The sequence below is a fragment of the Nocardioides sp. BE266 genome, from assembly GCF_031457855.1.
In the GTDB taxonomy this organism is placed as follows: Bacteria; Actinomycetota; Actinomycetes; order Propionibacteriales; family Nocardioidaceae; genus Nocardioides.
Genome location: NZ_JAURTI010000006.1, coordinates 65,427 through 80,437 on the forward strand (window position 1 = coordinate 65,427; position 15,011 = coordinate 80,437).

At 72.9% G+C, this 15,011-nt stretch carries 15 protein-coding genes; 3 read left to right on the forward strand and 12 right to left on the reverse strand.

Translation table 11 applies throughout. From position 1 onward, the window contains the following. The 7 genes from J2X46_RS18295 to J2X46_RS18325 are packed head-to-tail and all read right to left on the reverse strand — an operon-like array spanning position 1 to position 5,395. Positions 1-1,158, reverse strand: a complete 1,158-nt coding sequence (locus J2X46_RS18295; protein ID WP_310253096.1) for a HAMP domain-containing sensor histidine kinase — start codon at positions 1,156-1,158, stop codon at positions 1-3. Next, positions 1,155-1,859: a response regulator transcription factor gene (locus J2X46_RS18300; RefSeq protein ID WP_310253098.1), complete on the reverse strand. Its 705-nt coding sequence runs from the start codon at positions 1,857-1,859 to the stop codon at positions 1,155-1,157. Before J2X46_RS18300 ends, J2X46_RS18295 begins: the two co-directional genes overlap by 4 nt. 3 nt (positions 1,860-1,862) lie before the next feature. Further along, positions 1,863-2,291 (reverse strand): hypothetical protein, encoded by a 429-nt coding sequence (locus J2X46_RS18305; protein WP_310253100.1) that lies wholly within the window; start codon positions 2,289-2,291, stop codon positions 1,863-1,865. Beyond that, on the reverse strand, positions 2,288-3,442 hold the full coding sequence (locus J2X46_RS18310; RefSeq protein ID WP_310253102.1) for a molybdopterin-dependent oxidoreductase: 1,155 nt from the start codon (positions 3,440-3,442) through the stop codon (positions 2,288-2,290). The genes J2X46_RS18305 and J2X46_RS18310 overlap by 4 nt, the downstream gene beginning before the upstream one ends. After that, positions 3,439-4,077: a methyltransferase domain-containing protein gene (locus J2X46_RS18315; RefSeq protein WP_310253104.1), complete on the reverse strand. Its 639-nt coding sequence runs from the start codon at positions 4,075-4,077 to the stop codon at positions 3,439-3,441. The genes J2X46_RS18310 and J2X46_RS18315 overlap by 4 nt, the downstream gene beginning before the upstream one ends. Further along, positions 4,074-4,730 carry a DUF2064 domain-containing protein gene (locus J2X46_RS18320; RefSeq protein WP_310253106.1) on the reverse strand — a complete coding sequence of 219 codons (657 nt, stop codon included), beginning with the start codon at positions 4,728-4,730 and terminating at the stop codon, positions 4,074-4,076. Before J2X46_RS18320 ends, J2X46_RS18315 begins: the two co-directional genes overlap by 4 nt. After that, positions 4,727-5,395 carry a glycosyltransferase family 2 protein gene (locus tag J2X46_RS18325; protein ID WP_310253108.1) on the reverse strand — a complete coding sequence of 223 codons (669 nt, stop codon included), beginning with the start codon at positions 5,393-5,395 and terminating at the stop codon, positions 4,727-4,729. Before J2X46_RS18325 ends, J2X46_RS18320 begins: the two co-directional genes overlap by 4 nt. A gap of 113 nt (positions 5,396-5,508) precedes the next feature. Here J2X46_RS18325 and J2X46_RS18330 point away from each other — a divergent pair, with 113 nt between their 5' ends. Next, positions 5,509-6,837 (forward strand): hypothetical protein, encoded by a 1,329-nt coding sequence (locus J2X46_RS18330; RefSeq protein ID WP_310253110.1) that lies wholly within the window; start codon positions 5,509-5,511, stop codon positions 6,835-6,837. Between the two features lie 10 nt (positions 6,838-6,847). Here the strand turns inward: J2X46_RS18330 and J2X46_RS18335 are convergent, their stop codons facing one another. From J2X46_RS18335 to J2X46_RS18355, 5 genes are all read right to left on the reverse strand, one after another. After that, positions 6,848-7,897, reverse strand: a complete 1,050-nt coding sequence (locus J2X46_RS18335) for an NAD-dependent epimerase/dehydratase family protein (protein ID WP_310253111.1) — start codon at positions 7,895-7,897, stop codon at positions 6,848-6,850. Continuing rightward, the gene (locus J2X46_RS18340) at positions 7,894-8,724 is read right to left on the reverse strand and encodes an S-methyl-5'-thioadenosine phosphorylase (protein ID WP_310253113.1); all 831 of its coding nucleotides are present in this window, start codon (positions 8,722-8,724) and stop codon (positions 7,894-7,896) included. Before J2X46_RS18340 ends, J2X46_RS18335 begins: the two co-directional genes overlap by 4 nt. Positions 8,725-8,823: 99 nt before the next feature. After that, the gene (gene acs / locus J2X46_RS18345; protein ID WP_310253498.1) at positions 8,824-10,752 is read right to left on the reverse strand and encodes an acetate--CoA ligase; all 1,929 of its coding nucleotides are present in this window, start codon (positions 10,750-10,752) and stop codon (positions 8,824-8,826) included. A 201-nt stretch (positions 10,753-10,953) separates the two neighbouring features. Further along, positions 10,954-12,588, reverse strand: coding sequence for a cation acetate symporter (locus tag J2X46_RS18350; protein ID WP_310253115.1), 1,635 nt, complete (start codon positions 12,586-12,588; stop codon positions 10,954-10,956). Between the two features lies 1 nt (position 12,589). Further along, complete coding sequence (locus J2X46_RS18355) at positions 12,590-12,937, reverse strand: DUF485 domain-containing protein (protein ID WP_310253117.1); 348 nt, start codon at positions 12,935-12,937, stop codon at positions 12,590-12,592. 221 nt (positions 12,938-13,158) lie between these two features. Here J2X46_RS18355 and J2X46_RS18360 point away from each other — a divergent pair, with 221 nt between their 5' ends. Both J2X46_RS18360 and J2X46_RS18365 read left to right on the forward strand, forming a co-directional pair. Continuing rightward, positions 13,159-14,022 (forward strand): MEDS domain-containing protein, encoded by an 864-nt coding sequence (locus J2X46_RS18360; RefSeq protein ID WP_310253119.1) that lies wholly within the window; start codon positions 13,159-13,161, stop codon positions 14,020-14,022. Beyond that, the gene (locus J2X46_RS18365; RefSeq protein ID WP_310253121.1) at positions 14,019-14,945 is read left to right on the forward strand and encodes a sensor histidine kinase; all 927 of its coding nucleotides are present in this window, start codon (positions 14,019-14,021) and stop codon (positions 14,943-14,945) included. The genes J2X46_RS18360 and J2X46_RS18365 overlap by 4 nt, the downstream gene beginning before the upstream one ends. Positions 14,946-15,011: the final 66 nt, after the last annotated feature.

The window sequence follows — 15,011 nt, forward strand, 5'->3', positions numbered from 1 at the left end:
TCAGCCGGTCGGCTGGGTCTCCGGGAGGCGTACGACGAAGCGGCACCCGGCCCCGTCACCGTCGGTCGCGCCGACGTTGGTGACCTCGACCCAGCCCCGGTGCGCCTCGACGATCCCCTTCACGATCGCCAGCCCGAGCCCGGCCCGCGCGGAGTGGACGTCAGCCGTGGATCCCTCGGGAGTCCGCGCGGTGGTGCCGCGGTAGCCGACGTCGAAGACGCGCTCGCGGGCCTCGTCGGGGATGCCCCCGCAGCCGTCGGTGACGGCCAGCTCGACCCCGCCGTCGACCGGCTGGGCCCGCACGTGAACGGTGCCGTCGGCCGGCGTGTGGCGAATGCCGTTGACGATCAGGTTGGCCAGCACCCGGGTCAGCCCGGCCGGGTCGCCCGCGACCTGGAGGCCCTGGGACACCTCGCCGCCGAGCCTCACCCCGCGGGCGCGGGCCACGGGATCGGCGGCGGCGAGCGCCTCGCTGACGAGGTCTCCCAGTCCGACGAGCTGCGGCTCGACGACGAGCTGGCCGGCATGGATGCGCGAGAGCTCGAAGAGGTCGTCGACCATCGCGACCATCCGGTCCACCTCGCCGCGGATCTGGCGGTGGTAGCGCGGCGGATCGGTCGCCATCTCGTCCTCGAGCGCCTCGGCCATCGCCCGGATGCCGGCCAGCGGTGTGCGCAGGTCGTGCGACACCCAGGACACGAGCTCACGTCGCGACTCCTCCAGCAGCTGCTCGCGCTCGCGCGCCTCGGCCAGCCGGTCGTGGGCCGCCGCCAGCTCGCTGGAGAGCTCCTGGAACTCCGCCGGCCCCCGTCGTTGCGCGGTCACGAGTCCGCCGGCACCCACACGTCGTACGTCCTCGCGCAGGTCGCGCGACCAGCGGACGAGCGCCGAGGCGAGGAGGAGGGCGACCGCGAGCGACACCACGGCCGCGGCGCTCGTGACGATGAGGACCACGTGCAGGTCGTGGTCGGAGATGAGCATCCGCCGCGAGACGACCTGCACCCCGACCAGCAGGGTCAGCGCCGTGACCACGCCGACGACCAGCAGCTGCCAGCGCAGCGAGCGGTGCCGCAGGAACCAGCCGGCGAGCAGGCCGAGCAGCCCCACGGCCAGTCCGGACGCCGCGGCGATCACCCAGATCTCGGTCAGGTCGCTCATCTCGCCCCCTCGGCGATCGGCTGCGGCTCCCAGCGGTAGCCGACGCCCCACACGGTCAGCAACCGCGTGGGGGTGGTCGGGTCGGCCTCGACCTTCTCGCGGAGGCGGCGCACGTGGACGGTCACCGTCGACTGGTCGCCGAAGGACCAGCCCCACACCTGCTGCAGGAGGTCGTCGCGGGAGAAGGCGATGCCCGGACGCGACACGAAGAAGGTGAGCAGGTCGAACTCGCGTCCGGTCAACGGTGTCTCCGCGCCGCCCAGGGTGACGAGCCGTCGGTCGCGGTCCACGACGAGCGCGCCGTCGACGAGGACGGCCGGGAGGTCGGTGTCGGCGCCGCCACTGCTGCGGCGCAGGATCGAGTCGACCCGCAGCACCAGCTCGCGGGGGCTGAAGGGCTTGGTGACGTAGTCGTCGGCGCCGATCTCCAGACCGACGACCCGGTCCTGCTCGCTGCCGAGGGCGGTGAGCAGCACGATGGGTACGTCGCCCTGCCGGCGCAGGCGGCGGCACACCTCCAGGCCGTCGATCCCCGGCATCATCACGTCCAGCACGACCAGGTCGGCGCCGCCGCCCCGCACGGCCTCCAGCGCACCCGCGCCGTCGACCGCCTCGGCGACGTCGTGCCCGGCCGCGCGCAGGTAGTCGACGACCACCTCGCGGACCGTCGCGTCGTCGTCGACCACGAGCACCCGTGCCATGCCTCACCCCTCCGTGCGTGGATCGTCGGCGTGCTCCCTGCGGGACCGGACGAGACCGGCGACCACGACCGTGAGCACCACGATGGCACTGATCGTCCACCACGTCGCGACGTAGGGCCGGTCCAGCAGGGTCGGGTTGTCCGGGCGGACCCCGAGCCCGGTCAGGACCGGGATCGACGCGATGCTCAGGCCGCCCCAGACGACCAGCGCGACCGCTGCGGGCGCGCGCCAGGGATCCGGCAGGACCCGCGTGCCGAGCAGGCCCAGGCCGATGACGATCCCGGAGATCACCGCGTCGTGGGCGAGGACCCCGGCGCCCAGCCAGAGGGCGATCTCGAGCCACTGACCGGGGTCCTGGCGCGAGAGCACGAGCCAGGCGCCGTAGAGGGCCAGGACGCCGCCGAGGGCGCCCAGTGCCGCGCGGGTCCTCATGCCGACACCTCCAGCCGGGTGACCCACTTGGTCTGGAGCACCCCGGGCCGGTCGGGGGCGATCAGCCGGCACGGGTAGCCGTGGTCGAGCGACAGGGGCTCGCCGGCGAGGTCGAGGGCGAGCAGGGTGCGAGGGTCGCGCGCGAAGTTCGCGGGCAGCGACGTGGAGCGGTAGGGGCCCGACTGCTGGAGCGAGGTCACCCGCACGTCCGCGTCGGTGGCGTCGGTGAGCAGGTCAACCAGCCGGACGCCGGACCAGGTGCCCTGGGCGCTCCAGCCCTCCACGCAGGCGATCGGCAGGTCGACCGTGTGCTGCGGCAGCGCGCGCAGGTCGTCGTACGACAACGAGCGGGCGACCTCTCCGGCGACCACGACCTCGAGCCGCCAGTCCGGCGAGGTGGCGGCCTCCTCGACCCGCGCCGCCTTCGCCGACTTGTTGATCGGCACTCCGCCCGGGCCCTCGCCGGTGCGCACCGCGAGGACCGAGACCCGGCGCAGCCAGGGCACGGTGCTGCCCGCGGTGGCGAGCACGGCGACGCCGGCAGCGGCGAACGTCGTCCGCACCAGGGCGCGGCGGGACAACGCGCCTGCCACGGTCGCCGTCGGGCGGTCGTGCGTGGTGGCGTCGATGTCGCTGGTCAGCACGTCGCGGATGACCGGTAGCTTGACGGCGACGTGCACGAGCAGGGCGCCGATCGCGACCCAGGCCAGGGCGTAGTGGGTGGTGCGGAAGGAGAACGCGGTCCACGGGTACCACTGGGCCGTGTTGGCGACGCCGGTCGCGAGCTGGAAGACCGACGAGGCGACGAGGACCGCGATCGAGCCGCGCTCGAGGATGGTCAGGACGAGTCCGCGGGGGTCGCGCAGCGACGGCAGCGCCTGGAAGAGGTTGGGCAGGACCGACCAGAGCTTGACCAGGAGCAGCGGGATCGACGCGACACCGGTGACGACGTGGAGGCCCTGGGTGACCCGGTAGCCCCAGCTCGGGCTGGTCGGGAAGGGGATCGGGTGCGACGGCAGCTGCGCGTAGTGGCTGACCAGGCCGGTGAGGAAGCAGGTGCCGAAGCAGATGCCGAGCCACAGGCCCACCCGCGCGGCGACCGCCGGGCTCCGGAGGCGCGAGGTGAAGCTGTCCGGCGTCGGCGCCCTCATGACGGGTCCTCCGTGAGGACGGCGGCCCACCGCTGGCCGAACGGGTGGACCGATGCGACGACCAGGCCGGCCCGCCGCGCGACCCGTGCCACGTCGTCGGTGCCGAGCGTGGCCCACCGGAAGGGGCGGCTGCGCCCCCCTGTGCCCTCCAGCACCGCCCAGCCGTCGCGCATGCCGACGCCGGGGGCGGCGAGCTCGACCACGACCCGTCCACCCGGTGCGATCACGTGCCGGACCCGCTCCAGCAGCGCGCCGGGGTCGCCGCCGATGCCGATGTTGCCGTCCGCCAGCAGCGCCGTCTCCCACCGGCCCTCGCCCGGCACGCGCTGGAAGACGTCGCGTCGCAGCGCCGGGACCCCGCGCTGCCGGGTGAGCGCGACGGCTGCCCCCACGACGTCGATGCCGAGGGCGGGGTGCCCGGCGCAGGCGAGCGCCTCGGTCATCCGCCCCGGGCCGCAGCCGATGTCGAGGGTCGGGCCGTCGCAGAGCGCGACCAGCCGCAGGTCGACCGTGTCGGCCGGCCGGCTCCAGAGGTCGACGGGAAGGGCGGTCGGCTGGTCGTGCAGGCCGACGACGACCGTCGGGCTGCCGTGGAGCGCGCTCGCGAAGACGGTGCTGAACGACTGGTCGGTCACCGGGTCGCCTCCCACGCGCGGTAGGCAGCGGCGAAATGGGTGCCCGGCGCCAGGCGCGCGACCTCGGCCGCGTCGTCGACCGTGTCCACGTCCCGCAGCACGGTCGTGGCGCAGACCCGGTGTCCGGCCGCCGTGAGTGCGGCGCGCGAGTCGTCGTACGTCGCCGGGGTGGACATCTCGACCCCGGCGAGCGGTCCGGCGACCTTCGGGTCGCGTCGCGCCAGCACCCACCAGCCGCCGTCGTCCGCGGGTCCCAGGCACGCGTCGTACGACGACAGCCCGTCGACGGCGTCGAGCAGCAGGTCGGGCGTGAGCTGGGGGGTGTCCATGCCGACCTGGGCCACGGGTCCGGGACCGGCGTCGGCGTGGGCAGCCACGAGCCGCTCGGCGAACGTGCGTCCCCGCTGCGGGGTCACCCGCCAGTCGGCGAGCGCCGCGCGCAGCGCGGGCCCGCGGGTCGCGGCCCTCAGGTCGCCGGTGAGGGCGAGGTGGCCGCGGGCGCCGGGCGTCGCGGCGACAGCAGTGATGGTGTCGAGCAGGGCGGCAGCGGCCAGGTCGGCGGCGACCTCGTCGCCGGTGACCCGCGCCAGCCGGGTCTTCGCGCGTCCGGGGACGGGCGCCTTGGCGAGCACCAGGACGGTCAGGTCGCTCATCGGAGCACCCGCCAGAAGTCACGAGCGGTGCGGAGGGTCCCGGTCACGGAGCCGGACACCTTGGACCGGGTGCCCGCGGCGCGTGGGTGGTAGGCGACGTCGTGCTCGGTCAGCAGCCAGCCGCCTCGGGTCACCGCCTGGAGCAGCTCGACGGGGTAGCCGAACCGTCGGTCCCGGAGGTCGAGGTCGAGCATCGCCTGTCGCCGGAACACCCGCATGGGCGCGATGTCGTGGGCCTCCATCCGGAGCGTGCGGCGTAGCCAGGCGGCGATGAGCGCGTTTCCGAGCCGCGCGTGCCAGGGCCACACCCCGCGCCCGACGGGCCGGCGGCGTCCCACGGCGATGTCGGCGCGGCCCTCGCGCACGTCGGCGAGCAGCGGCAGCAGGTCGGCGGGGTCGAAGGATCCGTCGCCGTCCATCACCGCGACGTAGTCGCGGGTGGCCGCGACCAGACCTGCGTGGACGGCCGAGCCGTACCCAGGAACGGGCTCGACCACCACGCAGGCCCCCCACCCCTGGGCCACTGCAGCAGTGCCGTCGCGCGACCCGTTGTCGACGACGATGGCCGCGAACTCGGCCGGCACCCGGCTGAGCAGGTCGGCCAGCGCCGGTGCCTCGTCCTTGCAGGGCAGGACCAGGTCGCAGATGGCGGCATTGCTGGACATGCGTCGAACGTAGCCACGAACGACCGTTTCCATGCCTGCTCGGCGGCTTACGAACCTGTGACGTCCTGGGTGCGCCCGTGGCCCGTCGGTAGGACGGACCTAGGCTCGTCGGCATGACCGAGAGGCGCTTCCCCGGACGCGCTCCCGTCATCGGGCTGGCGGTCGCAGGCGTGGTCCTGCTGGCCTCGTTCGTCGTGCCGGCGCTGGCCGGATGGGACGTCGACGCCCGCAGCGACATGCTCGGCCTGCCGCCGCTCCACGGCTACTGGCAGCCGAAGGTCGGCATCGGCACGGTCCCTGCCCTGGTGGTCGCCGGCCTCGGTGCCTGGCGCGCGGAGTCGTGGGCCCTGCGGTGGTCGTGGCGGCGCCTGCTGGTGGCGTCGTACGTCATCGCGGTGGTGTGGCTGCTCTCCCTCGCGCTGGTCGACGGTGTCGACGGGCTCACACGGGTGATGACCAACCACCACGAGTACCTCGTCAGCGCCCGGGAGGTGGGCGACGTCCCGGCCGTGCTGCGGGAGTACGTCGACCGGATCCCGCGGTCGCACCCGGACAACTGGCCGACCCACCCGGCCGGGCACCCGCCGGGCGCGCTGCTGTTCTTCGTCGCGCTGGTGCGCGTCGGGCTCGGTGGGGACCTCGAGGTGGCGGTGGCGGTCGTGCTCGTCGCCGCGAGCATCCCCGCAGCCACGCTGGTGACCCTGCGCCGTCTCGGCGTGGACCGACTGGCGCGGCTGGCGGCGCCCTTCCTCGTGCTGTCACCCGCCGCGGTCTACCTCGCGGTGTCGGCGGACGCGGTGTTCACCGCCTGCGCGGCGTGGGGGCTGGCGGCCCTCGCGGCGTCCGCGACGGCGCGGTCGACCAGGAGGATGGTGGCCTGGGGCGTGGTCGCCGGGCTGCTCCTGGGCTGGTGCGTGATGAGCTCCTACGGCCTGCCGCTGCTCGGCCTCCCGGCGCTGGCGGTGCTGTGGCTGGCCCGCTCCTGGCGGCCGCTGCCGGTCGCCGCGGTGTCGGCACTGGCCGTGGTGCTCGCCTTCGCCGCCCTCGGCTTTCCGTGGTGGGACGCCTACCCCGTGCTGGTGGACCGCTACTGGGACGGCATCGCGGCGACCCGCCCGGCGTCGTACTGGGTGTGGGGCAACGTGGGCGCCCTGCTGGTCTCGGCGGGTCCGCTGCTGGGGGCAGGCGTGGCGGTCGCCGCGCGCCGGCACGAGGGCGAGGAGCGGGTGCTCGGGGTGCTCGCTCTCGCGGCCCTCCTCGCGATCGCCGTGGCCGACCTCAGCCGGATGTCGAAGGCCGAGGTCGAGCGCATCTGGCTGCCGTTCGTGCCCTGGCTGACGCTCACGCTCGCGCTGCTGCCCGGTGGCTGGCGCCGGTGGGGGCTGGGGCTCCAGGTGCTGACGGCGCTGCTCGTCCAGCACCTCCTCTACACCTCCTGGTGAGCGAGGACGGTCAGGCGCGCAGGGGAGCCGTCGCGAAGTCGGCGAGGCCGACCGCCGGGTCGACGGATGCCGTGAAGCCGAGCTCGCGGGCCGCCAGCTCGGGCGAGGCGACGACGTGGCGCACGTCGCCGGGGCGGAAGCCGCCGGTCACCTCGGGCTCGAGGTCGCGACCCGATCCGATCGCGACCTGCCGCGCGACGTCGAGGATCGTGACCGGCGTGCCGGAGCACACGTTGTACGCCGCGAACCGCGACGCGGGCTCGGCCGCCACCTGCTCGATCGCGAGGACGTTCGCCCGGGCGACGTCGTCGACGTGGACGAAGTCGCGCGCCTGGGCCCCGTCCTCGAAGACCTGCGGACGCTCGCCCCGCTCGAGCGAGGAGCGGAACATCGCCGCCACCCCGGAGTACGGCGTGTCCCGCGGCATGCCGGGCCCGTAGACGTTGTGGTACCTCAGCGCGACGGCTCCCGCCCCCGCCTGTCGCACCCACGAGGAGGCGTAGTGCTCCTGCGCGAGCTTGCTGGCGGCATAGCTGCTGCGCGGGTCGAGCCGCGCGTCCTCGGGGACCAGTGCCCAGTCGAGGGGCAGGTCGCAGTGCGGGCAGTGGTTCTCGAAGTCGCCGGTATCGAGCGCCTCGCGCGACCGCGCGGAGGGCTGCTGGTCGCCGTGCGCCGGACAGGTGTAACGGCCCTCGCCGTAGACGACCATCGACGAGGCGAGCACCAGCCGGTCCACGCCTTCCTCGTGCATCGCTGCGAGCAGGGCGGCGGTGCCCACGTCGTTGTGGGAGGCGTACGACGGCAGGTCGCCGACGCGCACGCCGGCACCCACCAGCGCTGCCTGGTGGCAGACCACGTCGGTGCCGCGCAGCAGTGCGGACCACTGGTCGGAGGCGGCCTCGCGGACGTCGAGGTGGTGGATCCCGGCCGGGGGCTCGGTGCTGCCGTGAGCGCTGTCCAGCATGAGGTCCACACCGACGACCTCGTGCCCCGCCCGGTCGAGCGCCGACGCGATCGCCGTGCCGATGAAGCCCGCGGCACCGGTCACCAGCACCCTCACCGGCCACCCTCGATCCCGGGCACCTCATAGGTCAGGTCGATCCCGTCCCACCACGACCCGCAGGAGCAGCCGTCGGGGTCCGGGAGTCCGGCGACGGCGGAGGCGAGCAGCCCGGTGAGTCGCTCGAGGTTCGCGCGGAACAGCGCGAAGACCTCCTCCTGGCCCACGCCCGCGCCCGACTCGGCGCCGGCGTCCATGTCGGTGACGAGCGCGAGCGAGGCGTAGCACTGGCCCATCTCGCGGGCGAGGGCTGCCTCGGGTGCGCCGGTCATGTTGATCAGGTCCCAGCCCTGGTCGGCGTAGTGGCGCGACTCGGCACGAGTGGAGAAGCGCGGGCCCTCGACCACGACCATCGTGCCGCCGGCCGTGACGTCGGGGTCCGCGCCGGCCAGCGCGGCCGAGACGCCCGGGCAGTAGGGGTCGGCGAACGGCAGGTGGACGGCGCCGGCCTCGACGAACGAGCCGACGCGGCGGTGGGTGCGGTCCACGAGCTGGTCCGGCACGACGAGGTCGCCGGGGGCGACGGTGTCGCGCAGGCCGCCGACGGCGCAGGGTGCGAGGACCTGGCGCACGCCGAGGGACCGCAGCGCCCAGGCGTTGGCGCGGTAGTTGATCCCGTGGGGCGGGTGGTCGTGGTGCGTGCCGTGGCGTGGGAGGAAGGCGACCGACCGGCCGGCCACCTCGCCGACCGCGATCGGCGCCGAGGGGTCGCCGTACGGTGTCGGGACCTCGTGCTCGGTCGCGTCGGGCAGGAAGGCATAGAAGCCGGAGCCGCCGATCACGGCGACGTCGGCGTGCGGGAGCTCGGCGGTCGAGGAGGCGCTCACCTCCACAACCCTAGTGAGGCCCCTGGCCAGATGTCTGAGGACGCCGTGGACGTCAGCGGACCGTAATGCCGTCCACCACGTCCTCAGATATCGGGGTGATCAGTCCTCGGAGGCGGCCGAGCCCTCCTTGCCCTTGATCAGGTCCATGACCGTGGAGTCGGCGAGGGTGGTCACGTCGCCGACCTCGCGGTGCTCGGCGACGTCCTTGAGCAGGCGGCGCATGATCTTGCCGGAGCGGGTCTTGGGCAGCTCGGGCACGACCATGATCTGGCGCGGCTTGGCGATGGCGCCGATCTCCTTCGCGACGTGCTTGCGCAGCTCCTCGACGATGTCCTCACCGCCGTCGCCGGCGGAGTCGCGCAGGATGACGAAGGCGCACACGGCCTGGCCGGTGGTCTCGTCGGCGGCTCCCACCACGGCCGCCTCGGCGACCTTCGGGTGGGAGACCAGGGCAGACTCGATCTCGGTGGTGGACAGGCGGTGGCCCGACACGTTCATCACGTCGTCGACGCGGCCGAGCAGCCAGATGTCGCCGTCGTCGTCGAGCTTGGCGCCGTCACCGGCGAAGTAGAGGCCCTGCCAGCGCGACCAGTAGGTCTCCTTGAAGCGCTCGTCGTCGCCCCACAGCGTGCGGAGCATCGCCGGCCACGGCTCCTTGAGCACGAGGTAGCCGCCGTTGCCGTTGCCGACCGAGTGCGCGTCGTCGTCGACGACGTCGGCCGCGATGCCGGGCAGTGCCTTCATCGCCGAGCCGGGCTTGCCGGCGGTCACGCCGGGCAGGGGGCTGATCATGATCTGGCCGGTCTCGGTCTGCCACCAGGTGTCGACGATCGGGCAGCGGTCGCCGCCGATGACCTCGCGGTACCAGACGTAGGCCTCCGGGTTGATCGGCTCGCCGACCGAGCCGAGGAGCCGCAGCGACGACATGTCGTAGCCGTCGGGGATCTCGCGGCCTTGCTTCATGAAGGTCCGGATCGCGGTCGGCGCGGTGTAGAAGATCGTGACCTTGTAGTCCTGCACGATCTGCCACCAGCGGCCCTTCTCGGGCGTGCCCTCGTACATCACCTGCGTCGCGCCGTTGGCGAGCGGGCCGTAGACCATGTAGCTGTGGCCGGTCACCCAGCCGACGTCGGCGGTGCACCAGTAGACGTCGGTCTCGGGCTTGAGGTCGAAGACCTCCCAGTGCGTGAACGACGTGCCGGTGAGGTAGCCGCCGGTGGTGTGGAGGATGCCCTTCGGCTTGCCGGTCGTGCCGGAGGTGTACATGACGTAGAGCGGGTGCTCGGCGTCGTGCATCTCGGGCTCGTGGTCGACCGACGCGCCGTCGACGGCGTCGTGCCACCACACGTCACGGCTGTCGTCCCACGCGACCTCCTGCCCCGTGCGCCGTACGACGAGCACGTTGCGGACCAGGTCGCCGGTCTTCTCCACGGCCTCGTCGACGGCGGGCTTGAGCGCGCTGGCGGCGCCGCGGCGGTAGCCACCGTCGGACGTGATCACGACGTGGGCCTCGCAGTCGGTGATGCGCGAGGCGAGGGCGTCGGCGGAGAAGCCGCCGAAGACGACGGTGTGCGGGGCGCCGAGGCGGGCGCAGGCGAGCATCGCGACGACGACCTCGGGGATCATCGGCATGTAGATCGCGACCCGGTCGCCCTTCTTCACGCCGAGCCCGGTCAGCGCGTTGGCCGCCTTGGACACCTCGTCCTTGAGCTGGGAGTAGGTGATGTCGCGCGTGTCGTCCTCGGGCTCGCCGACCCAGTGGAGCGCGACCTTGTCGCCGTTGCCGGCGGCGACGTGGCGGTCCACGCAGTTGACCGAGGCGTTGATGGTGCCGCCGACGAACCACTTGGCGAACGGGGGATTGGACCAGTCGAGGACCTGGTCCCACTTCTGGCCCCACTCGAGGCGGTCGGCCGCGGCGGCCCAGAAGGCCTCGCGGTCGGAGTCGGCCCGGGCGTAGGCCTCCTCCTTCACGTTGGCGTCGGCAGCCAGGCCGGCGGGAGGCTCGAAGCGCCGGTCCTCGTGCATCAGGTTCGACAGGGTCTGCTCGGACTGCGTCTTCTCGGACAAGGGGGCTCTCTCCTCGGGCGGGACACGATGTCAGGGGGAATGGGGCGACCCCTTCGCCGAACCTACTCCGGCTCGGCGAAGGGGTCATGGGTGGTGCTGTGACGACGGACACATGATGGCCGTCACCACGTTGCGGGAACGTTGCCCCTCAGTGCTGGACTAGTGCTGGACCGCCTGCTCGGCGCCCGCTCCGGTGAGGGCGCGGACCTCCAGCTCGGTGTAGCGCTCCTCGGCCGAGGGCTCCTTCGAGGAGATGGTGCCGAGGTAGCCGAGCAGGAAGCCGAGCGGGATCGACACGATGCCGGGGTTCTCCAACGGGAACCACGAGATGTCGATGTCGGCGGGCAGCAGCGACAGGTTCTTGCCGGTGGCCGGGTCGATGCCCTTGCCGGACACGATCGGGCTGAAGATCACCAGGCCCACGGCGGAGATGAGGCCGCCGTAGATGCTCCAGAGCGCGCCGCGGGTGTTGAAGCGCCGCCAGAACATGTTGTAGATGATCGCCGGCAGGTTCGCCGAGGCCGCGACCGCGAAGGCCAGCGCGACCAGGAACGCGATGTTGAGCTTCTGCGCCGGGATGGCCAGCAGGATCGCGACCAGGCCGATGACGCCGGCGGCGATCCGGGACACCCGGATCTCCTCGGCCTCGGAGGCCTTGCCGTCCTTGAACACCGAGTTGTAGAGGTCGTGCGCCACCGACACCGACGACGTCAGCGTCAGGCCCGCGACCACCGCCAGGATCGTGGCGAAGGCGACCGCCGCGATCAGCGCCAGCAGCACGGCACCTCCGGTCGAGCCCGGCCCACCTCCGACGGCCTCGGCCAGCAGCGGCGAGGCCAGGTTGCCGCCGGACGCGGCCACCTCGGCGTACGAGTCCTTGTCGAGCAGGGCCGCGGCACCGAAGCCGAGGACCAGCGTGAACAGGTAGAACGCGCCGATCAGGCCGATCGCCCAGAGCACGGACTTGCGGGCGTCCTTCGACGTCGGGGTCGTGTAGAAGCGGATCAGGATGTGCGGCAGGCCGGCCGTGCCGAGCACGAGGGCGATGCCGAGGGAGATGAAGTCGATCTTCGACGTGGTGCTGACGCCGTACTTCAGGCCGGGCTCGAGGAACGCGCCGCCCTTGCCGCTGTTCTGCGCGGCGGTGCCGAGGAGCTCGGAGAGGTTGAATCCGAACTTCGCCAGCACCAGTACGACGATGAGCGCGGAGCCCGCCATCAGCAGGACCGCCTTGACGATCTGCACCCACGTGGTGCCCTTCATGCCGCCGACGGTGACGTAGAAGATCATCAGCGCACCGACGAAGAAGATCGTCAGGTTCTTGATGCCCTCGCTGGTGACACCGAGGAGCAGCGCGACCAACGCGCCCGCGCCGACCATCTGCGCGAGCAGGTAGAAGATCGAGACGACCACGGTCGAGGTCGCCGCGGCCGTGCGGACGGGCTTCTGCTTCATCCGGTAGGCCAGCTGGTCGGCCATCGTGTAGCGCCCGGAGTTGCGCAGCACCTCGGCGACGAGGAGCAGCGCGACCAGCCACGCGACGAGGAAGCCGATCGAGTAGAGGAAGCCGTCGTAGCCGGACAGCGCGATCGCTCCGGAGATGCCCAGGAACGACGCCGCCGACATGTAGTCGCCGCCGATGGCAAGACCGTTCTGGAAGCCGGAGAAGCCGCGGCCGCCGGCGTAGTGGTCGGCCGCACCGGAGGAGTTGCGGCTCGCCCAGATGGTGATGCCGACGGTGAGGGCGACGACGCTGAGGAACAGCGCGGTGGTGAGGATCTGGTGGCCTTCCATGTCAGCGCTCCCGGCTCTCGTAGTAGTCGTCCGACAGCTGCTTGGCCAGCGGGTCGAGGTTGGTGTTGGAGTAGCGGCTGTAGAGCCACGCGATCAGGAAGGTCGTGGCGAACTGAAGGAGGCCGAAGACCAGCGCGACGTTGATGTTGCCGGCGACCTTGGTGCTCATGAAGTCGTGGGCGAACATCGACATCAGTACGTAGAGGGCGTACCAGGCCAGGAAGGCGGCAGTGGCCGGGATGACGAAGCGGCGGTAGCGCGAGCGCAGCTCCGCGAACTCGGGCCGCGCCGACAGCTCGTCGTAGACGGGGTCGTGGCGGGCGGCCTGGTCGTGGGCGTCTTGGGTCACGTCAGGGTCCTTCCGGGCGGGGGGTCACCGAGGTGTGACCGCCGTCACCGTGGCACCGGTCACACGGCGCCCGGGAGGGGGCGACGGGCGCCGGTCGGCCGGTGGGAGCGGCGGCGCGCCCAGCGGTCGGTGTGGCACGACGAGCGGTCGCCACCCGCGCTGCCCGAGAACTGTTGACGATCTGATGGTCCAGACCGGTCCAGCAGACTTACAGTGACCGCATGATCCACGGGGCGCACCGCTCGGCGGCAGATCTCTGCACGCTCGAGCCCGGCACGCACCTGTGCGCGCTCGAGCCCGGTGAGATCCAGCTGGACCGGGTCGCGGCGACCTTCGTGGGCCAGGGCCTCGCCGCGGGCGACCGGCTGCTCTACGTCGCATCCGACGAGCAGGCCGAGGCCCTCGTCACGGCCCTGCCCGAGCACGTGCACGTGGCCGAGGCCCTCGCCACGGGACAGCTGCGGATCAGCTCCTTCGCCGACGCCTACGGGACCCGGCGTCCCGACGACCTCTCCGCCGTCGCCGACGGCTTCCGCGCCGCGGCCGCGCAGGCCTGCAAGGACGGGTTCCCCGGCCTCCGCGTGGCCGCCCGGATGGACGGGCTGTCCGCCCTGCTCGGGTCGCACCAGGAGGTGCTCGCCTGGGAGCGGATGTCGACGTACCTCCAGCACGAGCTCGAGGTCAGCTCGGTGTGCCTCTACGACGCCAGCCGGCTCGATCCCGAGCAGGCGGCCTCGATCGCGCGCGAGCACGACGGCCAGGCGCCGGAGGTCGACGTACCCCCGATCGGCACGTTCCTCGCCGTCGACGAGCCGTGGGGCCTGCGGGTCAGCGGCGAGGTCGACGTCTCCAACCGCGACCTGCTCAAGCAGCTGGTCCTCTCGCGCGCGGCGGTGACCCCCCGGCTGCGACTCGACCTCGGCGAGGTGACCTTCGCCGACATCGGCACGATGTGCCGGCTCCAGGCCGCGGCCGCCGAGCTCCCCGACAGCGGCTGGCTGCTGCTCGACCGGGTGCCCCACGCCGTACGCCGGATCCTGGAGGTCGCCGGGATCAGCCACGAGCGGTTGCGAGTCGCGCCGTGAGTGCCCCCGCGACCCACGCCGCGCTCCTCTACGACAGCCCGCGGCAGTACGCCGCCGAGACCGGCTCCTTCCTCCGGGCCGGCCTCGCGCAGGGCCACCGTGGCCTGGTCATGGCGCCGCCGGACCGCGTCGAGTGGATCCGTCACGAGCTCGGCCGCGACGCCGACGAGGTGACCTACGTCGACGACACGGTCGCCTACACCCCGCAGTGGAACGCCTATCGCGTGCTCCTGGAGTTCGCGGCAGAGGCGCCCGACGTCCGCTCCGTCGTCGTCGCCGAGCAGGCCCTCTCCACCCGGGTCCCGGCTGAGGTGCTCGACTACCGTCGGCAGGAGGCGGCGGCCAACGTCGTGTTCGCCGACCGCGACGTCGACCTCATCTGCCCCTACGACGCCGGCGCGCTGCCGGCTCACCTCCTCGACATCGCGCGGCACACCCACGAGCACCTCCGCGTGGACGGCGCCGCCGCACCCAACTCCGCCTACCTCGACCCGCGGGCCGTGCTCACGCGGCTGACCGAGGTGGTGCCCGCGCCGCCAGGAGCGACGACCCTCGACTGCGTCTCCCACGCCGACGTCGCCCAGGCGCGACGGCTGGTGCGCCACCGCGGTGCCGCCGCTGGGCTCGGGCCGGACGCCGTCGCCGACATGGCGCTGGCCGTGACCGAGGTCCTGACCAACGCGCTCCAGCACGGCGCGCCCCCGGCCGTGCTGCACCTCTACCCGGAGCAGGAGACCTGGGTCTGCCACGTCCACGACGGCGGCACGGCCCTCGTGGACCCGCTGACGGGCATCCTGCCGCCGGACGGGCTGTCCGAGCACGGCTACGGCCTGTGGTTGGCGCGGCAGCTCTGCGCTGCGGTCGACGTGGGGCACGACCTGACGGGCACGCACGTGCGCCTGCATGCGCGTATTGCCGACTGAGCCGCGCGGCTCGTTGGTCAGCGGGCATCGGTCGGCAGAGCGTCAGGACCGCGAGGGTGTGAGGTC